Origin of the sequence: Kibdelosporangium persicum, assembly GCF_013280595.1 — a bacterium.
GTDB lineage: Bacteria > Actinomycetota > Actinomycetes > Mycobacteriales > Pseudonocardiaceae > Kibdelosporangium > Kibdelosporangium persicum.
This window is the reverse complement of the sequence record NZ_JAAATY010000007.1, coordinates 280,648-301,355: the sequence shown is the minus strand read 5'-3', so window position 1 is coordinate 301,355 and position 20,708 is coordinate 280,648. Positions and strand designations below refer to the sequence as shown.

15 protein-coding genes and 2 pseudogenes are annotated in these 20,708 nt (G+C 65.3%); 11 read left to right on the top strand and 6 right to left on the bottom strand.

Annotated features, from left to right (window positions below; translation table 11 throughout):
* The first annotated feature begins 101 nt into the window (after window positions 1-101).
* From GC106_RS15915 to GC106_RS15885, 7 genes and pseudogenes are all read left to right on the top strand, one after another.
* Entirely contained in the window at window positions 102-329 is a 228-nt protein-coding gene (locus GC106_RS15915; RefSeq protein WP_173130516.1) for a hypothetical protein, read from the top strand.
* Between the two features lie 379 nt (window positions 330-708).
* On the top strand, window positions 709-1,086 hold the full coding sequence (locus GC106_RS15910; protein ID WP_173130514.1) for a hypothetical protein: 378 nt from the start codon (window positions 709-711) through the stop codon (window positions 1,084-1,086).
* Window positions 1,083-1,535 carry a DUF6907 domain-containing protein gene (locus GC106_RS15905; RefSeq protein ID WP_173130511.1) on the top strand — a complete coding sequence of 151 codons (453 nt, stop codon included), beginning with the start codon at window positions 1,083-1,085 and terminating at the stop codon, window positions 1,533-1,535. Before GC106_RS15910 ends, GC106_RS15905 begins: the two co-directional genes overlap by 4 nt.
* Before the next feature lie 978 nt (window positions 1,536-2,513).
* Entirely contained in the window at window positions 2,514-6,233 is a 3,720-nt protein-coding gene (locus GC106_RS15900) for a YobI family P-loop NTPase (RefSeq protein WP_446684934.1), read from the top strand.
* 897 nt (window positions 6,234-7,130) lie between these two features.
* Window positions 7,131-7,943: pseudogene (locus GC106_RS15895) on the top strand (GAF and ANTAR domain-containing protein).
* 710 nt (window positions 7,944-8,653) lie between these two features.
* Entirely contained in the window at window positions 8,654-8,965 is a 312-nt protein-coding gene (locus GC106_RS15890; RefSeq protein ID WP_173130504.1) for a hypothetical protein, read from the top strand.
* Window positions 8,966-9,059: 94 nt separating this feature from the next.
* The gene (locus tag GC106_RS15885; protein WP_246365761.1) at window positions 9,060-9,293 is read left to right on the top strand and encodes a hypothetical protein; all 234 of its coding nucleotides are present in this window, start codon (window positions 9,060-9,062) and stop codon (window positions 9,291-9,293) included.
* 20 nt (window positions 9,294-9,313) lie between these two features.
* Here the strand turns inward: GC106_RS15885 and GC106_RS15880 are convergent, their stop codons facing one another.
* Both GC106_RS15880 and GC106_RS15875 read right to left on the bottom strand, forming a co-directional pair.
* On the bottom strand, window positions 9,314-9,931 hold the full coding sequence (locus GC106_RS15880) for an ESX secretion-associated protein EspG (RefSeq protein ID WP_376777746.1): 618 nt from the start codon (window positions 9,929-9,931) through the stop codon (window positions 9,314-9,316).
* Between the two features lie 22 nt (window positions 9,932-9,953).
* Complete coding sequence (locus tag GC106_RS15875) at window positions 9,954-10,286, bottom strand: hypothetical protein (RefSeq protein WP_173130496.1); 333 nt, start codon at window positions 10,284-10,286, stop codon at window positions 9,954-9,956.
* A gap of 241 nt (window positions 10,287-10,527) precedes the next feature.
* On the opposite strand from GC106_RS15875, the pseudogene GC106_RS47780 reads away from it, so the two are divergent.
* Window positions 10,528-10,739 (top strand): annotated as a pseudogene (locus GC106_RS47780) (GNAT family N-acetyltransferase); the annotation flags it as partial.
* 355 nt (window positions 10,740-11,094) lie between these two features.
* A complete protein-coding gene (locus tag GC106_RS15870) occupies window positions 11,095-13,023 on the top strand; it encodes an AAA family ATPase (RefSeq protein WP_173130493.1) in 1,929 nt (642 codons plus the stop codon).
* Between the two features lie 485 nt (window positions 13,024-13,508).
* On the opposite strand, the gene GC106_RS15865 is transcribed toward GC106_RS15870, so the two are convergent.
* A complete protein-coding gene (locus GC106_RS15865) occupies window positions 13,509-14,459 on the bottom strand; it encodes a hypothetical protein (RefSeq protein ID WP_173130490.1) in 951 nt (316 codons plus the stop codon).
* A 429-nt stretch (window positions 14,460-14,888) separates the two neighbouring features.
* On the opposite strand from GC106_RS15865, the gene GC106_RS15860 reads away from it, so the two are divergent.
* A complete protein-coding gene (locus GC106_RS15860) occupies window positions 14,889-18,011 on the top strand; it encodes an NACHT domain-containing protein (RefSeq protein ID WP_173130487.1) in 3,123 nt (1,040 codons plus the stop codon).
* 57 nt (window positions 18,012-18,068) lie between these two features.
* Here GC106_RS15860 and GC106_RS15855 read toward each other — a convergent pair whose 3' ends face one another.
* The 3 genes from GC106_RS15855 to arsM form a co-directional block, all read right to left on the bottom strand.
* Window positions 18,069-18,716, bottom strand: a complete 648-nt coding sequence (locus GC106_RS15855) for an arsenate reductase ArsC (RefSeq protein WP_173130484.1) — start codon at window positions 18,714-18,716, stop codon at window positions 18,069-18,071.
* The gene (locus GC106_RS15850) at window positions 18,709-19,374 is read right to left on the bottom strand and encodes an arsenate reductase/protein-tyrosine-phosphatase family protein (protein ID WP_246365759.1); all 666 of its coding nucleotides are present in this window, start codon (window positions 19,372-19,374) and stop codon (window positions 18,709-18,711) included. Before GC106_RS15850 ends, GC106_RS15855 begins: the two co-directional genes overlap by 8 nt.
* Window positions 19,375-19,444: 70 nt before the next feature.
* Window positions 19,445-20,242, bottom strand: coding sequence for an arsenite methyltransferase (arsM, locus tag GC106_RS15845; protein WP_173130478.1), 798 nt, complete (start codon window positions 20,240-20,242; stop codon window positions 19,445-19,447).
* A gap of 75 nt (window positions 20,243-20,317) precedes the next feature.
* On the opposite strand from arsM, the gene GC106_RS15840 reads away from it, so the two are divergent.
* On the top strand, window positions 20,318-20,707 hold the full coding sequence (locus GC106_RS15840; RefSeq protein WP_173130475.1) for an ArsR/SmtB family transcription factor: 390 nt from the start codon (window positions 20,318-20,320) through the stop codon (window positions 20,705-20,707).
* Window position 20,708 lies beyond the last annotated feature (1 nt).

Here is a 20,708-nt window from a genome sequence, read left to right as displayed (position 1 = left end):
GACGATACCTTGCCTATCCGACGGCCTTCGGCCCGCCGGGCTAGGCCGGACGGCCCGACGCCGCGCTCGGCCAGGAAGATGCGGCAACCAGGGTGCTCGACGTGGTGCAACTCGACGACAGCCTCAAAACGACCATCGGGGCGATCGACTTGCAACTGTCGACCGGCTTTCGGTCCGAGAACTCGCTGCACGGCGACGTTACCGCCGCAGGACTCAGTTTGACCGTCAAAACCCTGACCAGCAAGCGGCGCTCGATGAGTTCTGCGGCCGTCACGGAGGCGCTGCACCTGGCCAAGGCTGAGCGTGCCGGACGTGCCGCAGATCAGTAGCCCGCCAAGTTCGGAAACGACTCCGAAGGGTGATTAACAGCAAGCTCGGCGCATTACTGTAAGCAACATCCTCAATTGGTCGGCAACGGATCTACCAAAACGATCCGGACGCGTGGATCACCGAAGCGGATCGAACCAACCCCCTTCCGCGTAATGACCGCCAAGATCGACCGTCGTATGAAGGACCACCCAGTCACTTTCGCGGCGACTGAGTGGTCTCACGAACACGCATGAGCAAATGGAGGATAGAACCATGTCAATACTCGCAAGTACGGAAGCTTCGACCAGGTCGGTTACGGCGCCGTGTATCGAACACAGCGGGCAGACCTCGCCCGCACCGGCCTTGAACCGGGTGGGCGTCTCGCTCAGCCAAGAGCAGATGACCGCGCTCAACGAGGAGAAGCGGCGCGAGCCTGAGCACCCGGATACCATCTGCTCGCCCGGTTGGTGCCTGGTCCGGCCACAGATCGTCGACAGCCGCGTGTGGCACTGGGACGGCTATCACCGGGCGGGGGTCCGGACTATCTTCGTCGAGTGGGGGCTGACGATCCAGGTCGGCCTGGGGCAGAGCGTCGAAGGCTGCGACCCGGTCGTGCACCTGCGCGCCTTGGAGAACGACTGCAACGGCGAGGAGCCGTACGACGTCGTGATGTCGCCAGATGAGGCGCTCACGATGGCCACCCATCTCCAGGAGGCTGCCGTCCAAGTCCGTCGTGACATCACCCAACGGCACGCTGAAGGTGGCGGTGCGCGATGACGACCAAACAGCCTCCCTCCGTCCAGACGTTGGCGCGGACACACCCGTATTGGAAAACCGAACCGTGCCCCGCCTGGTGTGACAACCTGCATGAGGACTCAGACTTCGTCGACGACCGGCGGCACATGTCCGACTGGTCGGCTCATATCGTGCTGACAACGGAGGAGCCGACGATTGTCGAGCGCACACCAGCCGGGGACGGTCCTTGGTACGTGCCATTCGAGCTTGTCGCACGGCTCGATCAGCACGTCCGGGACGCCGCACCCCTGGTAATCGTGCACGAGGCACACTGTCGCATCGACGAGCTGCATCTGACACCGTCCGAAGCACGCCAGCTCGGCGAAGCGCTGATCCGCGGCGCAGACCTAGCTGCTGGGGACAGCAAAGCACCTGCAGCCAACCCCGCTGATCCGACGAACGATCCGACACGCTCCCCGACGGAGACCTGATCACGACGGTAGGCTGCTCGTGTCACACCTCCGTAGGCGATTCGTGGCCACAACGCAGTCGTCGCCCACTCCGAACCTGCGCCATGTCGGTGCCTGACGAGTCGACCTATTTTCGACCGGCCTGGTATGTGCCCGCAGTTACTCCGGTTGCTCCCGCTCGGCAACCGGAGTAACCGTGACGTGCCAAGCGCTGAATTTGCGTCGTCGGCCGACTGAGCTTGGCTAACAATGCATCCTTGCGGATATCGCAGGCTTCTCGCTCAGCCTCCGTGGCTCCATCCCGCGCTGGTATGCGGCGGCGCAGGTGAGGCTGTTGGTCTCGGCACCGGGGTGGACTGTGGCAGGTTTGCGGACACCATCCGTTCTTCGATGCCCTCGTGGCGGGCGCCGCGTTCTCGGCAAGGTGCCGCAGACACCACTGACCGCAGTCGGCGGCGATCCGGCCGGTTCGGTGGTGCTGTCCGGCATACGGCTGGCAGGACCAGCCGGACTCGTTCACACGGCAAGTTGAACCTGTTCTACCAGTGGTCGCCACGGCGGCGTACCGGTCGCGCGCCTGCCATGTCCAAAGCTTCGGCGATGTTGTCCTCCTGTCGCCGCATTCGCGAGCAAGGCCACTGCACGGGCCAAAGACATCCTGGGCCATGGCGACGATCGTGCGGCGTGGTCCACCGCTTGGTGCTCGGTGGTGTTGGCCGCGTGTGGGGACGGACGGGTCGCTTTGTGGCGCTCGACGTGCTGGCCACGGGCCGCTCAACGTAGAGGCGGCCGTCAGAGCTCCTGATGGCGTGACCTGCGGTTGACCGGCGGGTCGTCGGCCGAACTGGAACGAGAGCCATCACACTTGGAGCCTGTCCGGCGCGTTGGCCGCCGAGCGTAGTGGCGAGGAATGGCCGCGTAGTGCGTGCTCCCCGATGGCGTGCGCTACCGGTCAGCACAGTTGGACACCGAGAACCACCGAGCAGTCGAGGAACCGGGATGATCAACGCTGACGATGTGCATCAACCAGCCGATGACTCCGGAGTTAATGGAGACGCCGGTGTGTCCGGTGGTGCCGACAGGGGAGGCGGTTCTGCTACACCCGCGCCCATCCCTGGTTCCCTTGCGCTGGAATCGTTGGCTTCGCGTTACGTGCCCGAGCAGCACGTGACATACCTGCGGCATCTCCAAGAGGCAGTCGAGAAGCCGAAGAATCTCAACATAGCGCTCACGGGCCGATACGGGACGGGTAAGTCCAGCGTTCTCGACGAGTTCGAGGTCACGAACAAGAACAAGACGCTGCGCATAGCGATCTCGACCCTCGGACCCAACTCTGAGGGCGTGACCCTCACCAATCGAATCCAGAAAGAGCTCGTCAAACAACTCCTATACCGGGCGGCTCCCCGCAAGTTTGCCTTCTCACGCTTCAATCGCATCGTCCCGCTCTCGCGAAAGCGCGCGGCTGTTGAAGCGAGTATCGCAGTCGGCGTGGTCGGTTCGATTCTGGCGCTCCTCGGATGGCTACCGGCCGTGGCTGGAACGGGACCCGGCCAGCACTGGCTGGTCCGCGTGTTGTCGTGGCTCGCCTTCGCCGCCCTCGTCGTCATAGTTCTCGCCGCGCTGAGACGGACCATCTACGGCCGTTTCGTCCTCTCCGATGTGTCAGCGGCTGGGGCCGCGGTGAAGTTGACACAGCGCACCTCGACCTACTTCGACGAGTACCTGGAAGAAATCGTCTACTTCTTCGACGAGGTCTCGCCCGACATCGTCATCTTCGAGGACCTTGACCGCTTCGACGACCCACACATCTTCGAGGCACTGCGAGAGTTGAACACCCTCCTCAACCACACGGCCAAGCGCCACAGGAAGGGAGAACCCCTTCGGTTCATCTACGCCATCAAGGACAGCCTGTTCGAGCGGTTGGGCTCCGACTCCACGAAGTTGAACGACGACGCTGCGACCGCCGAGACCGCGCGCGCCAACCGAACGAAGTTCTTCGACGTCGTCATCCCACTCGTTCCGTTCATCTCGCACCGAAACGCACGCGAACTCCTCGCCGACCTGCTCAAGGCCAGCGGCTTCACCGGCATCGATCGGTCCCTCGTAACACTCGTTGCTCAGCACGCCACCGACATGCGACTGCTGAGGAACATCTGCAACGAGTACGCGGTATTCGCTGAGCGACTACTCACCTCCGGTAAGACCGCTCCAGGCCTGTCCGCCAGCATCCTCTTCGCGCTCGTTGCCTACAAAAACTTTCACCTCGAAGACTTCGAGGAGATCTCCCGCCGCAACAGCGACCTCGACGTGCTCTACGACCGGCGTCGGGAACTTGTACGCACAGCCATCGACGCCTGCGAGGCCCGCAAGCGCGACCTACTGAACGAGCCAACTAGGCACAAGTCGATGGCGTCGATGGCCGAGCAGCTTGGCGACCGGTTGCAAGCGCTCGGGATGGCTGTCAAAGCCGCCTCCTCCACCTACCCGCATTGGCCGCACGTACAGTTCTCTGTCGGCTCGGCACGGCACTCCCGAGACCAGATGAACTCGTACCAGTTCTGGGCTGCTGTCGCCGAGACCCGTGCGGTCTCCATCCTGGCTTGCGCCGACCCGAACGGCAGTCAGCACGCCGAGGTAGGCAAGTTGAGCCGCAGCCAGATCCAAGCGCTCTTCCCGGAAGCGTTGGACGCGAACCGGTGGGTCGAGATCGACGAGATCGAGCGTCAGTCCGCCCTTAAAAGTCTCGACGAGGACATCACGTTCTTGCGAGGAGCAGACTTCATGGACCTTGCACGCGAAAGCCGGTTCACCGTGTCCACAGAGGACGGCGACAAGACCTTCGCCAGCGTCATCGACGCGACGATGAAGTCGCGACTTGCTCAGGATCTCGTCAAGCAGGGCTACCTGGACCGCAACTTCGCCCTCTATGCCGCACAGTTCTACGGCGATTTCACAGGAATCGACGTAGCCAACTTCATTGTGCAGAGCGTGCAAACCAACACGATGGACATCGACTACACGTTCAGCGGGCCCGAGGCCATCGCGAACCTCCTTGCCGAGACGACAGCGGACTTCTCGCGCACGGTCAGCGCCTACAACATCGAAATAGTCGATTACCTCCTCCAGCAGAACGACGATCGCGCGGTAGACGTCGCCGACACCATCGCCTCGAACTTCGGGGACGCCGCACAAGCGTTCCTCGCGGCATACCTCAACTCCGGTTCGGAACGAGCGCGCTTTGCCGCCCTGCTGAGCAAACGTCCTTGGCCTGGCGTGTTCACGTATCTGGTCCAAGACGAGGGTATCCCGGCGGATGTTCGACCCGCTCTCGTTGACGCTGCACTCCGCGATGCCGTGGACGGCAAGACTTACGAACTCGGTCCTGAGGTGCGTGACTTCATCGTCGCGAACTACCTGGACATGGCGGTCTTCACAAGTCACCAGGACGATGCGGTCGCTGACAAAGTCGTCGCGCTCATCAAGAAGGCAGGAGTCATCCTTCCCGGACTCGCGGGGCTGGACGAGGCGATTCGGAATCGCGTCGTGCACGAACACCTGTACCTCCTCACGGCCGACAACCTGCGCGAGGCTCTTGGTGTCACCGGAGACGTCAGTTTCGACCGGGTATGCCAGAACGCAGACGTGTACGCCCTCTGCCGTCGGAGGCCGAACGAGTACCTGGCAGCGGTGGAGAACGACAGCCACACCCCGTACTCGGTCCTTACCGAGACGACCCTCGCCGAAGTGCTCCCTGACGTCGCCGAAACCTGGGACATCGACCACGTTCGGGAACTCATCGCGATGGCCGCGCCAGATAGTCGACTGGAGCGCCTGGACTCCGCTCCCCCATTGTTCTGGCCTGACCTCGCGGCACACCGCCTCTTTCGCTCGACTCTTCGAAATGTGCGGGCCTACCGCGACTCGCTCGGCTCTATCGATCAAAGCCTCGCCGACCTACTCGTCCAGACCGGCAGCATCGACGACGCTGGCGAGGACGCAACTGTCCGGCTCAACGTCGCCATCGACGTCCTCAATGCGACTGACACCATCCCCGAAGCTCGCCAGAGGGTCAACCTGGTGGTGAGCCTACAACTCGACCACTACATATCGCCCGGGGAGATCAAACCCGAGGCCGGTGACTTCCTGGCACTCCTGCTCGAACACGATCTCGTCGATGACTCCCTGGAGTCCTTCGCGCAGTTCCGCACTGCCGGTTGGGAAGCCATCGAGCCTGCGATCGCGAAGTCGGAGAACTTCGTGGAGTTCATGACGCCCGAACTGATCAATGGCTTCGTCAAAGACCTCCTCGGCAGTCACGTGGTACCGGGACAGGCTTGCGACAAAGTCGTCGACAATCTCGCGCAGTACGTACCCGGCAACGATACCGCTGCGCTTTCGGCCGCAGGGCGCTATGCCTTTACCCGTGGGCGGACACTTCCCCTCGACCAAGTTCGCCGAGTTGCGACGGCCACGCGCGACAAGAACCTCACGCTACAACTGCTGGCTGCCGCCTCACCCATGCCAGCACCCGAGGTCGTTGCAGTGCTGACGGAGTTGGGAGAGCCGTACAGCAATCTGATCAGCCGCGCCACAGACGAGTTCGACGTGCCCGCTGACGAGACGCACCGGACAGTCTTCGATCACCTCAGGGAGGCCGGTATCGTCGCCGACTTCAGAAAGCGGCGGTTGAAGGACGTCTTTGTCGTGAAACTGACGTAGCCGGTGTCTCGGCTATCGCCCTCGCGTTTGCTTATCCCGCTGGCACGCTAGGCGCCGCGATGGCCACGCTGGTTGATATCCGGCTACCGCGACGTCCTGTTCGCTCTCACCCACCCGCTTCGGTCACCGCAGAGCTGCGGCGGCCTGGCCACGACGGCGTAACCGTTCGCCGCCTGATGCGGCCTCACCGACACCCGGCAGAGCGATTCACTCCGGAAGCCACTCAGTCCCCATCGCCGGGACGACGGCGGGACGCGGGCACTCGGTACCCCCACTCGACATCAGCCTCGTGAACTCGGGTCCGCCCGGTCCCTTCGGGGACCTGCTGGCGCCTGCGGCGCCGGACGACCATCCGGCCCGAAGTGCCGCGCGGTCCGCGGACTGATGGGGCAACAACATGGTGCGGCACCGGTTGGCCTCTGGCTTCGGCTACGACGCATCCCGGTGATCGTGGAAGACCGGGACTCTGCTCACCTACGGCACGAGGCCGGGGCCATCGAAAACACGTCGACGGTGACTGGCTCCGCTCTACCCCTGCTTGGCGACTGATCGAGGACCAGCGGGCTTGCTTCATCGCCAAGCTCGGCCGCGGACATCGAGGCGGGTCTGTGGCACGAGTAAAGGGTGTGCCGTCATGGGTGGAGCGCGTACGGTGAGCGCAGCGGCGACAGGCGGCTGGCTACGTTCGCGGTGGTCGTCAGGTGGTCGGGCGGGTGTAGCTCCGGCCTTCAGCAGCGTAGGGTTGGCCGTCTGGTCACCGTGATCGCTGCCCGGGTAGTGATCGCTATGGTCACCGCGGCGGCAGCGCGACCCATCCTGTAGCGCCGTGAGGGGCACCATCACGACCGTGCCCACAAGGATCCGGCGCCGGGCACGGGGAAACCACGGGTATCGCAGATGGCCGATGAGCAGGACTGGGCTCGTGACCGAGCCGAGTTCGTCGCGCACGCCCACGATGCCGAGCACCGGGTCGGCAATCCCAGCCCGAGCCCGCTGGTGGCCGAGTTCGCCCACGTGACCCGCTCGTTGTGGGCCGCCTCCACCACCGCGGATGTGCTCGAACAAGTCGTGTGGACAGCGCAGCGGATCGTGCCCGGCGCGGACCTCGTCTCGGTCACGCTGCGGTCCGCCGACGGCGCGTTTCACACGCCAGTGGAGACTTCGCCGGTGGCCACCGAACTCGACCAGGTGGAGTACGACACCCGACAAGGCCCGTGCCTGGAGGCTGCCCGGCGCTTCCGGACCCGGCCATGTGTACGACGACGACCTCGCCCGCACACCAGCCTGGCCGAAGTTCGGCGCCGCTGCCGCCGAACGTGGCTTCAACGCGGTGTTGTCCACCGTCCTGGTGCCCGATGCTCAACCGCCGCTGCTGTCGGGCGCGCTGAACATCTACGCGCGTGAGCCGGGTGCCCTGCGCGGCGAGGCAGCGGATATCGCGTTGCTGCTGGCCACGCACGCCTCGCTGGCCTTGGCCGGCACCAGGCCGTCGAACTCGCCGCGTTGCGGGAGGCGCAACTGCGGCGCGCGATCGACTCCCGCGACGTGATCGGGCAGGCCAAAGGCATCCTGATGAACCGTCGCGGGATCAGCGCCGACGAGGCGTTCGACATCCTGCGCCGCGCCTCCCAGGAACTCAACGTCAAACTGGCGGAACTCGCCACCACCCTGGCCACCCGCCACCACGAACTCGATCCACCGCCCAGCTAGGGCCGGCCGCCGACGTTGAGTGCCTCCTCCACGCTGTGATACAGCGCCAACACGCGGTCGAGGCCCCTGACCTTGATCGGCCTGATCACCAGGCGAATTGGCATCGACACGATGCGAAGCGGTTCTCATCGGGCGTAGGCGTGCCGGGTGGCGTCCAACAGAGCGTGAGCCCGGTCGAGTTCAGGAAGGTAATGGCCGTCAGATCCAGGACGCACGGCCTGCCTGCCGCCTGGTCCAACCTTGTCTCACGGCGTCGCCCAGCACGGGCCCGGTTTCCACGTCGATCTCGCCCGCAACCACAACGACCGGATCCCCTCCCCGACATGGTGGGTGATCTGCAGCCCGGCGGACGGCGATGGTGCGGGTTCGGATGGGCTCCCCCTCCGCACGATAGCGTCGAACACCGCAGCTCACCGTAGCCGTCGGCGGGCCCGACGTGGGTCAGTCTCCCGGTTGGTGACCCGGTTCGAGGCTGGACGGATGAGGGTGGGGAGCGAGGACAGGTGCTGTGACCTGCCGCCACTGGATCGATCGAGCGTGTCCTCATGGGCCGCGAGCACTAGCCGTTGAGGCTGGCCGTGGCAAGACCGACCACGTCACCGTGGCACGCGCGACCTGACCCCGACACACACCGAACCTCCCCCGCAGCGTAGGGGCCAAATCCTACGCCGGAGTCGAATATATGTTCGAACGGCGCTACGCTGTCCCGCATGACGACGCGCGTGACCAGCAGCGATACCGAAGCCCAGCAGACTCACGGCCCTGCCCACTACCGCACCGCAGGTCACGGTCATCAAGTCCTCGTCCCCACCCGCTGCCCTAGCGGACTGCACCAGCTGAGCGCCACCGGCTACCGGATCTACGAAACCGACCGCACCCTGCATGTCACCTGCCAGTCCTGCGTCACCGACGACAGGCCGAACCACACCTGGACCTTCACCACAGACGGCCGCCAGGCCGAATCGGCGGAGTTCAACAACACGCCCTACGCCCACCTGCTCACCGACACACCGCTGGCCTAGCTCGGCTGAGCGCAGTCCCGTGATCAACAGCCCCTACACCCGCTGGGAAGGCGACGACTTACACGGCCGGCACCCTGTCTTGACGCCCGTCTGGGTGCGCTTGGACTGGATCTATGTCCGCGTCCGCGGCGCACCCGTCCACACCATCGCCCACGGCCTGGACATGACCGGCGAAGTCCACGGCTTCCTGTACGGCTGGTGGCCCACCGTGAAAGGCAACTGGCTCGGTGTGGTCAACTTCGCCATCCCCTACGCCGACGGCCGACGAGACAAACTCGAGGTCCACGACCAACTCGTGCCCGACTACGCACTACGAAAACGCGAATGAAGGTCGTCGGGCATGCTGCGTCACTGCACACCAGCCTGCCTGCTGAGCCGGGCGAGTTCCGAGTCGATCTGGTGTGCCAGCTTGGCATTGCCGGCAGGCGTCATCGTCGTCCAGCACTCGTTGGACGAGCTTCGGCGTTGCTGAGCGAGGTAGCCGCCGGTCTTGGTGGCCCACCAGCCGATGACGTGCTCGGCACGACGAACCCGGTCACCGACGCAGACCGTCATGCCGAACTGGGCGGTACCGACAGTGTCCTGATTCATGACCGCGACCAGGTGGGCCACGTCCTGAGACACCCCCTGCCGCTCCAGATGCGACCGTAACGAGCGCATGTCATCGCCCGCAGCGTGAGCCGCGGCCTGCAGAGCCTCGGTCGGCACAGACACCGAACGCCCATAGCCCTCAGCAACGCTAGGCAGCAGCGCCGCTGCCTGGGAACCAAGACCGGACGGCGGAATCCGCCGGACCGACACCTCCTCCTCGGTCGCGACCGCCCGGACACCGCGGCGCCGCCGACGTGCCGGATGACCTCCACCGTCTGTAGTGGACGGTCGACGACATGCAGCGCGTCGGCAAGCCGCTTGTCGACCTCGCCATGACCGTCGATCCAGTCGGCGATGCCTCATCGCCACGTCCATCTCCCGGGCGCGTTCTGCAGGCTCAAATCCCTGCGGCTGCACGCGAACTACCACAGGAGGGGCCGAGGACAAGGCGGTGCCAACGTCGGGTACGCGGTCGGCGCGAGTTCGAGGGCGCGGGCGGCGGTGTCAAGTGGCCGGTGGCGAAGAAGGTCTCGGTTCGCACGTACGCCACCGCGGCCAGCAGCAGCGGGTCCTCGGCGAGCTGGGCGGCTGAGCGCATTAGGTCGATCAGCCGCGCGGGCAAGTCCACGTATCCGTACTTGAAGGCCACACCGTCGGCAGCGCGCAGCGCCAGGGTGAGCAGCGCGGCGGGCGCGCTCGGCGGCGGCGCCGAGTTTGCCGGCGCCGGCAAGCTCGATGATGAGGTCGGGTAGGCGGCGGGCGAGGTTGCCGTAGCGGGGACCGCAGCTGGTCGTCGCTGGCTCGGTCGATCTCTCATACAGGTCGGCCGATGTCCTGGTGGGCCCGTCGTCGGACAGGTCCAGTCGGTCGAGGGCGGGCGTAGGCGTGGGATGGTGGCGTGGATGACGTCGACCTCGGCAATGGTTCCCGTTCGCGGCTGTCGCTGATGGGGGCGGCAATCTGTGGCGGACGGCCGAGGCGTCGGTAAAGCCCTGCTGCACAAGCGGGTCGCCGACGACGGAATCTAGACTCAGCAGCCCTCGATCTTCACCGAGAACCGCACCAGCACGCCCTGCACCACTCGACCGGCTACCCCTCCGTGGGCATCCGCGAGCGCATCGCGCAACTCGACGGTGTTTGGCACGGCACCGTCCTTATCGAGCGCCGCTCAACGGCCCGGTAGGGCCTAAACACTAGGTATGCCCACCACATTGTGTTCGTTCGGTCACTGACCGCTAAAATGACACACCAGGTGTGCGCGCCGTCACGGCCAGCGAGCGTTTGAATGCACAGGAAGAAACCCAGCGCGGCGGCGGGTGGAGGCACGTGAAAGTGTCGGTGTCCCAAGCTAAGCTTGCCGACTACATAGGAATCCCCGGTGCTCGCGCGCATGGGGCGACGAGGACCGGGGTCCGTCCAGATTGGCGTCATGAACGTACCTCGGGTTCACGAACGGGTGACAGATGGCCACCCTTCTTGTGATCCAAGTCTCATCGTTGTGTGCGTGTGAGTGCTCCGTACATACCTGAGGTAACTGCGTGAAACTGATCAATGCTCACATCACGAACTATCGGTCGGTCGAAGACTCGGGCAGATTCGCCGTCGAGCCGGATGTGACCTGCCTCGTCGGTAAGAACGAGTCCGGTAAGACCGCGACGCTCCGGGCACTTTTCCGGCTCAACCCGGTCGAAGAGTCGGCCGTCTACGACGAAGTAATCGACTTCCCGACCCGCAAGACGCGCGAGCGCAAGCGGTGGGCCAAAGACGAGCAGGTCCCGGTCGTCGTCGCGACGTTCCGCCTTGAGCAATCCGAGATCGACACGGTCGAAAAGGTGCTCGGCGTCGGAGTCATCACCGATCCGGAGCTCACTGTGACGCGTGGCTACCGCGACACCACCCGGTACTGGAGCATCCGGTACAGCGAGAAAGTCATGCTCGACCATTTCCGTAGTTCGCTCGACCTGAACGCGGCCGCAACTGCGGAGCTGGCCAAGGCCACGACGGTCGGTGGCCTGGTGACGGCATTGAAGGAACTCGAGGAACCTACTACGAGGGCGTCTGGGCTCCTCGAACGCCTTGTTCAGTGGGGCGGTAACTCTTTCCGCTGCATCGAGCGGCTGCTGCGGCCGCGGTTGCCGAAGTTCGTCTACTTCGACGACTACGACTCGATGCCCGGGACCGTCTCCATCCCATATCTGATCCGCAGCCGCGACGACGGCACCCTCACGCGTGGGGAGAAGGCTCTGCTGAGCCTGCTGAGTATGGCCGGGACGACGCCCGAGGAGTTCCTACACAACGACAAGCACGAACGCCTCATTCGAGAACTCGAGAACTCCAGCACGGTCATATCCGACGAGGTGTTCGAGTACTGGTCGCAGAACACCGAGCTCGCCGTCGAGCTCAAGGTGTTGCCTCCCGAAACCGAGGCCCTTCCGCCTCTGAACGAGGGCCCGATCCTCCAGATCCGGGTCTACAACAGCCGGCATAGGGCGTCGGTTCCCTTTGACGACCGCTCCCGCGGGTTTGTGTGGTTCTTCAGCTTCCTCGCCTACTTCAACGAGCTGGAAGCTGCAGCCAACCAAGACCTGATCCTGCTGCTCGACGAGCCTGGACTGTCCTTGCACGGCAGGGCCCAGGAGGACCTGCTGAAGCTGATCGACGCCCGGCTGGCCCCCAAGCACCAGGTCATCTACACCACACACTCGCCGTTCCTGGTCTCGGCGGACCACTTCCAGCGGGTGCGGACGGTCATCGACCGTGATGGAGTCGGGACGAAGGTTTCGGCAGACGTCTTTCAGGCCGACGAGGACACTGCCTTCCCGCTGCTCAACGCGATGGGCATCGGGCTGAGCCAGACGCTGTTCGTCGGCGAGCACACGCTGCTGCTCGAAGGCCCCTCTGATCTGATCTACCTCGACGTCCTGACCGACGCCTTGGAGGTTAAGAACAAGGCGGGCCTCGACACCCGGTGGGTCAAGACACCGATCGGCGGCGCCGGCAAGCTGTCCACATTCGCGACCTTGCTCGGTGCGAACAGACTCCACGTCGCGGTCCTGATCGATTCCAGCACCCAGGACGCGGGCGCGATCAAGCGCCTGCGCGACAACGGGCAGCTCGACAAGAACGGGCTGATCCAGGTCAGTGAGTTCACTGGCACTACGGACGCCGATATCGAAGATCTCTTCGATCGCGAGTTCTACCTTCGGCTGGTCAACGCCGCCTATGAGAAGGTGCTCCTCGCGCCCATCATGCTCGCCGACCTCAACGAGCATGATCCGCGGGTGGTCCGCGCCGTCGAGGCGTACTTCAGGGCCAACAACGTCGCCGGCGGGAAGTTCAATCACTACAAGCCCGCTGCTGCGCTGCTGCGCAACCAGAAGAGTCTCCTGCCGAAGATCAACCAGGCGACGCTGAACCGGTTCGAGAAGCTGATGGTGAAGCTGAACGGCCTGTTGCCCGACAGCTGACGATCCCGGCGAGCCTCGGGTGGTTGTGACACGAATGGATGTCATGGCCACCCGGGATTCGTTCATCAGGGATTCCGCGCATGACTGGCTGATCGGAGCCCGGTGGGTTTGCCCGGCGATCTCACTGGCTGGCTGGACGAGGCCAGCATCCGGGCAGGAGGCCCTACCTGCTCTCTTGCTCATTGCCGTTAGCGTCCGTGTAGTTCGCCCCGGTTCGTTGCGGATCAATGCGGCAGGTGTCTACACGACTCGGGACCTCCTGGTCGTCAGCGAGCCGATGGGGTTTCTCGTGATGATCTTCTCGGCGGTCACCGTCCATCGCTCGAACGACAACGACGTCGAACAGCCCTTCCCGACTACCGGGCGTGCGCACCCTGACAACACCGCCCGACAGTACGCGCGTACGGGCCCGCCAGTTCCGTAGCGGCACGGCCGGACGCGCTCGATCCCTCCACTGTCAGCGTTCCGGGCACACACACCAACCTTTAGGGCAGCCTGATGAATGGTGTGACGTTGTTGAACAGCAGCACCACGGCGAGTGCCCCGGCGCAGATGGCGGTCAGACCGCCCCACACAAGCGTGTCGGGCCTGATCTTCTCCTTGCCGGCCCGGGTGGTGATCCGGCCGTCCCGCAGGCCGCCCTCGACGACGACCTGGTGCTTCTTCCCGGCCTTGGTCCCGGACAGCACGATCATCAGCTTGAAGGAGTCGCCCTGGTCCGGGCCGATCATCGGCAGTCGCACCCGGTCCTGTTCGATGGTGAAGCCCGGCAGCGCGTTGAGAACGCGCTGCAGTTCCGGCGGCTCAAATTCGGTGGCACCGACCGAAAACACTTTCCGGCCGGGAAAACGGAGGCTGAGCGGCGAGATGTAATCCTCCGGTTGGATCGGCGTGCCGCCCGTGTTCTTCACCCGCACCACAACCACGCCGGGATCGACCACGGTGGCTCGTTCGCCTTCCAGCCGGACGGTTTCGCCGAGTTCGGATCCAAAGGGAGCGTCGATCCGCACGCGGCAGGACAGAATCCGCTCGCGGCGCGACCGTGCGTACGACGTGATCGTGCCTAGGCTGGCCACTGCCGTGACGGCGAGGAGGACGCCGATGCCGGCCGTGCTGTTGGTGGTCTCGGCAACCCATTGCAGCTCCGTGGTTCCCAGAACCATCGCCAGAACGCCAACCGCGGCCAGCCCGATCCCGATGGGGACTTGCGAGGGCCGGGTGCTGCGCGGAGCGGAGCGGTTGACCACCGTGTCGGATAGCCGCCGGGCAGCCGCGGCCGTTGAGGGCTGGCCCTGTTTCGCCCGGGTGATCCGCTGCCCGGCCGCCGTCGCCTGCTCGTCGATCCAGGACGAGTCCTTCTCCGGGTAGGCCGCGACGAGCAGTTCCCTGGTGATGTCCTCGACGTTCTGCTGCGGTTTGTGGTCAGCTGTCGCCATCGGTACCGATTTCCTCGCTCATGCCGGGATGCCCGCGTTTGGGCGTCCATGGTCCGGGACGGTTGCGGCATTGGGCCGCTCGCACGGGCTTCATCAGCGGCTACTCGGGTGAATAGGCGAACCTCGTCAGCCGACATCCCCGGAAGGTTGGCGTGCGGCCGAGCGCGGTTCGTTTGCGGGGAACGACGTGCGGTCAGTGGATCGAGGTCGACCACCTGGTGGTGCTGCATGGGCCGTCACCCTCTGGATCGATATATCTGGATTCAACCAGTGTGTGGCGCGGGTGAGGGAACGTCGTGGTGAACGGCGGGTGAAGGTCTCGTGTGCCGTGCCTACCAGTCACAGGTCCGAGAACGCGGGCACGCGTCGTCGCTTGTCGTCGGTAATGTGGAGTTGTAGGCCGTGGTGTGTGCCGTTGAGGGGGTTGGCTTGGTAGATCCGCTGTCTTCTGCTCTCGCCGGGGTGCTGGGTGCGACCTTTTCGGCCTTGCACCAATGGGCTGTGGAGAAAGCGGCGGACCGGAACGAACAGCAGCGCCGGAGGCGGGCGCTGGGTGACCACGCCAAGCTGCTCGCGGCCGCAGGCAACGACCTAGCCGACCTGCGTCGTGCGGAGTTCGCCACTCTGCCGGACGGCGACTGGCACGCCGCCCAGCATGCGGTCGCCGAGTCGTTGCAGGAGGTCGTGGTCGGCAGGCTGATCCAGACCGAGCCCGCCGTTCTGACCGACGCTGCTCGGTTACGGGCCAGGGTCCGTACTGCGGGCAAGCGCGCGCTTGCGTCAGCGGCCTTGGGTGATCAGGGAATCGAGGCGTATCAGCGGTTGCTGGACGAATGCTGCCGCCGGATCGCGTTGCGTGCGCGAGCCGTTGATGAGGTGATGCGGGCACTGCAGGTCGACGTGGCCACTCAGGTGACCACCATCAGGGAGGGTGTCGACGAACTGGCCCGCCAGTCGCATCAGCGTGACCGTCTGCGCGCCGATGCGTTCGAGCGCAGGTATGTGTCCTATGTGGCCGACGATCACGCGACCTTCGAACTGTTCCAAGTCAGTGTGGGCCGCGCGCCAACCCGCTACAGGTTCTCGGACTTCTATGCCGTGCCGTCGATCGCGCGCCGGCTGCGCTCGGAGTCCGACACCGAACTCACGGGCGCGGGCACCAACGGTGCGCATGCCATCGCCTCGGCCCAGCATGTTCTCCTGCTCGGTGGTGCGGGAGCAGGCAAGACGACGTTCCTGCACTGGCTGGCCCACACCGAGGCCGCCGCGGTCCGGGACCGTCGGGACGGCGCCGACGATGCCCGGCAGTACGTGGTTCCGTTCTTCGTGTCGCTCCGGCAGTTCGCCGATCGGGACCTGCCGGAGCCGGAGGACCTCGTCCGCGTCACCGCACCGGCGCTGGCCGGGGAGAAACCGGACGGCTGGGTGAGTGCGTTGCTGCGGTTCGGGCGTGCGATGCTGCTGGTGGACGGTGTCGACGAGCTGCTGCTCGGGCGGCGGGAGGACGTACGCCGGTGGCTGGGCGGGCTGCTGCGGGCCTATCCGCTGGCGCGCTATGTCGTGACAACCCGTCCGTCAGCCGTGTCCGAAGACTGGCTGGCCCCCAGCCGCCCAGACGCCAGTGACGGCCTCGCACGATACGAGCTGCTTCCGCTGAGCGGCCATGGGCTGCGTGACCTCATCGGGCACTGGTTCACCGCCGCCCGAGCGTCGGAAACCGAACCCGAGCAACGGGAATGGCTGACCAGCTGCGAGCACCGCCTCATCCAGGCGCTGTCCACGCGGCCGGACACTCGCACACTCGTGTCCAGCCCATTGTTGTGCTCTCTGCTGTGCGCGTTGTACCGCAAGGAGAACATGTACCTCCCGCAGAGCCGCAAGGAACTGCTGGACCGGGCACTCGAGCTGCTTCTCGGCGAGTGGGACGTCCGCCGCGGTGTCCAGGTCGAGGACGAGCTGCGCATGTCCGAGAAGGAAAAGATCATCCTGCTGGAGCGGTTCGCCGCGCCCATGGTGCGCAACTCCGAGCTGCTGGTGCGCCACGACGAAGCCGAGAAACGATTCGGCAGGGCCATGTCCGGTTTACGCTCACAGGGCGTGCCACCCGCACTGGTGCTCAGACACATGCTGGAGCGCACCGGCCTGATGCGGGAGAGCGCGGTGGACGGCAAGATCCAGTTCGTTCACCGCACCTTCCGGGACTTCCTCGCGGCGGGCGAGTTCGTCAAGGCGGGTGAACTCGGCTATCTGATCGACCACGCCCATGACGACTCGCTCAACGAAGTCATCTTCATGGCCGCGGCGCAGGCACGTGCTCGCGAGGCCGGTGAGCTGCTCCTCGGCCTGCTGGCGCGCGCCGGCAAAGGAGTCACCCGCAAGGATCAGGAGGTCGCGGACAGGTTGGAACTGATCGCGGCGGCGGCCCTGGGTTACGTCGATGTGATTGATCCCGAACACGTCCGCACCGACGTCATGGCCGCGGCGCGCAGGCTCATTCCGCCTGCTGGGCTCGAGGAAGCGGAACTGCTGGCCAGAGCCGGCTCTTTCGTGATCGATCTGCTGCCCGGCCCGATCGAGGTTGGCAAGCACGCCGAAGAGTCCGGCGGCGACCCCGCGGCGATCGCCGCGTGCGTCATCCGGACTCTGGCGATGATCGGCGGTGAGGAAGCCTGGGACAAGATCCAGGCGTTCAGCGACACCCACCGGGGCGCCGTGATCAACGAGCTGCTGCGCGCATGGCGGCAGAACGAGTACTCCGAGGACTATGCCCGGACTCTGTTGTCCAATGTCGACTTCGGGGATCTGGTGCTCAAGGTTCACCGCTGGGACGTCCTGCCGCGCCTGAAGCACCTGCGTACGCTGACCGCGGTGCAGTTGATCGGCAACATTGCCATCGCCGACCGGTCCGCCGGGCTCTATCCCCTTGCCGACCTGCCTGCCCTGCGGCACCTGGAGATCAGGTCCAACGAGGTTCTGCGCAGCCTGCGTGGGCTCGCCGGGTGCGTGAGCTTGCGTTCGGTGTGGATCTCCGGCTACGCCAACGCGTTGCGGGACCTCTCGACACTCGCGGAGCTGAACGTCACCGAACTACGGCTGCACATTCCCGGGTACCGCGGAGGTTCTGTGCCGGCGTTGAAATCCCTCACCGGGGCCGGCCTCCAGCGACTGTCAATCCGCCATCCCCAGCTGGCCGACGGTCTGCACCCACTGCCGGACGACCTTCCCCTCACCGAACTCGCGGTCGACATGCGACCGGAACGACGTTCCCTGCTCGGAATCGAGCGATGGCCCACGCTGACAACCGTGTCCGCGCAGGGAATCCCCACCGCCGAGGAGGTACGCGAGCTGAGCAGGCTGCCTGCGTTACGACAGCTGACGCTGAACAACGTCCAGTCGATCGAAGACCTGGTGCGGCTGCGCCCTCTCGGCTCCCTGCGGATCGAACTGTTCAACGTACCCAGCGCTGACGTACAGACCGCACGGGACGCACTGCCGGACGCGGATCTCGTGCTGCATGTCGTCGAGAACGTGCCGCCCACCGACACTCGATGACCATGAACGCCGGATGGGAGCGTTGCTGGCCGGGTGCCGGAAGCTTGCTATCGCCGGTCAGTGCTGGGCTGGGACGTTGAGTTCTTCCAGCAGGGCGCGGACGCGGCGTTCGATCTCGTCGCGGATCGGGCGGACGGCCTCGACGCCCATGCCAGCCGGGTCGTCCAAAGTCCAGTCCAGGTAGCGCTTGCCGGGGAACACCGGGCAGGCGTCGCCACAGCCCATGGTGATCACGACGTCCGCGGCCTGGACGATCTCGTCCGTCCACGGCTTGGGGAATTCCCTGGAGATGTCGATCCCCCGCTCGGCCATGGCCTCGATCGCCGAGGGGTTGATCTCGTGGCCGGGTTCCGAGCCGCCGGACCAGGCTACGGCTCCTTCACCGGCCAGGTGCTGGAAGAAGCCGAGGGCCATCTGGCTACGGCCGGCGTTGTGCACGCACAGGAACAGGACGGTCGGCTTGCCGTCGTGCGCGTGTCCTTCCACTTTGGCCAGTGCCTGGAGCCGTTGGCGGGCGAACCGCTCGGCCAGCAGCGGCAGGAAGTTCGGGATGGTGCTGCGCGAGGCGAACTGGTCGTAGCTGGTGTGCAGGAACAGCTCGATGGTCTCCTTGCCGAACACGCCGTCGAACTCCCTCTTCAGGCGGGCGGCGGCCGTGCTCAGCGCGACCTGCTGGTCGATGCTCAGCTCGTGGGTCTCAGTCATTGGTGTCTCCCAAGGGATGTACGGCGGGGGCAAGACGGTTGACGCGGTCGGCGAGGTCACGGAAGGCCTGCTCGAAGGCCTCGTCAGTGCCAGCGCGGACGGGGTCGGGCACCGACCAGTGCAGCCGGTCTTGATGGGCGAGTTGTTCGTGGGCGTTGTCGCAGACGGCGACGATTAAGTCGTCGGGTCGGACAACGTCCTGCAGGTGCGCCGTGCGGGCTCGCGACAGCGACAGGCCGTGTTCCTTCGCCGTGGCGACCGCACGTGGATGAACACGTTCCGCGGGCGCGGTGCCCGCTGATGCAGCGGGGACGGAACTGCGGCGCTTCCACAAGGCCGCCGCAAGCTGCGAACGCGCGGAGTTGTGGGTGCACACGAAGACGACCCGCGACGCCGACCGGGCTCCAGTCGGCGTCAGGCCGGTGAAGGCCGAAGCTCTCAGCCGCAGGTAAGTGCGCCGGTGATCACCCTCGGAGCGGGACCGTTCGATCACACCGGCTTGTTCCAGCAATTTCACGTGGTGCGCCAGCAGGTTGCTCGACAGGCTGAGCGTTTTCCCGATCTCGCTCGGCGAGGCGTCGCCGAGCGAGAGCAGGTCCACGATCGCCAGCCGCGCCGGCTCGCCGAGCGCTGCGTGCACCCGCGCGCGCTCGACCAACGTCGAAGGCCAGTCAGCGTTCATTGAGTCAATGATGACTGACTAAATCTCCGGCGTCAACACCAGTCGGCTAGCCACAGCACGAACCAGCCGAGGCCGTCTGAACAGGACTGACAACAGCATTGGCCGGCTTGACCGCACGAATGATCGCCGAGTGCATCGAGTCGGCGACCTCATGGGTCGCAGTGATCTCGATATCGGTGAACCCGGCCGCTTCCAGCCCAGCCCGGTACTCGGCGAACGTGAGCGCGCCCGCGATGCACGCGACGTAGGAGCCACGCTCCGCGCGCTGCTCGGCCGTAAGGTTGTCGTCGGCGACGACATCGGAGATCCCGATCCGCCCACCCGGTGTCAGGACGCGGAAGGTCTCGGCGAACACCGCGGGTTTGTCGACCGACAGGTTGATCACGCAGTTGGAGATCACCACGTCAATGGTGTTGCCGGGCAGCGGGATCGCCTCGATCGTGCCTTTGAGGAACTCGACGTTCTCCGCGCCCGCCTTAGCCTTGTTCTGCAGCGCCAGGGCAAGCATCTCGTCGGTCATGTCCAGGCCGTAGGCCTTGCCGGTCGGCCCCACGCGGCGAGCCGAGAGCAGGACGTCGATACCCCCACCAGAACCGAGGTCCAGCACTCGCTCGCCTTCGCGCAGCTCGGCCACCGCAGTGGGATTTCCGCATCCCAGTGAGGCCGCGATCGCCTCGGCGGGCAACTCGTCCCGCTCCGAGGCGGTGTAGAGGCCCGATCCGAAGCTCTCGTCGACCTCAACGGCCTGCGGCCCGCAACAGCCACCGCCTTTCTCGACGACAGCTGTCGCGGCGGCGGCATACCGGGCTCGGACCTCCTCGCGCAGATCAGCGGATTCGCTCATGACACTCCCTTCAGGTTGTATTGACGTTCTTCTATTCATGTTGCCCGGTTCATCGAAGTACGTCAATATAGAGGCATGTCGAAACAGGAGCTGCCGATCGTGCAGACCACTTCGTGCTGCACGAGTCCGCAGTCCGCGCCCCTCGGCGAAGGTCAGGCGGTGGAACTCGCCGCGATCTTCAAGGCTCTGGGCGACCCGGTCCGGCTCCGGCTGCTGTCCCTGATTGCCGCGGCCGAGGCGGACAAGGGGGTCTGCGTCTGCGAACTCACTCCTGCGTTCGAGCTGTCCCAGCCGACGATCTCGCACCACCTCAAGCTGCTGCGCCAAGCCGGCCTGGTGGGGTCCGAGCGACGCGGAACGTGGGTGTACTACTGGCTGCGGCCTGAGGTCACGGACCGGCTCGCGTCGTTGCTCGCGCGCCCGGCCAACGAATGGCAGGCCGAACCGGCGGCACAAGCTTCCTGAG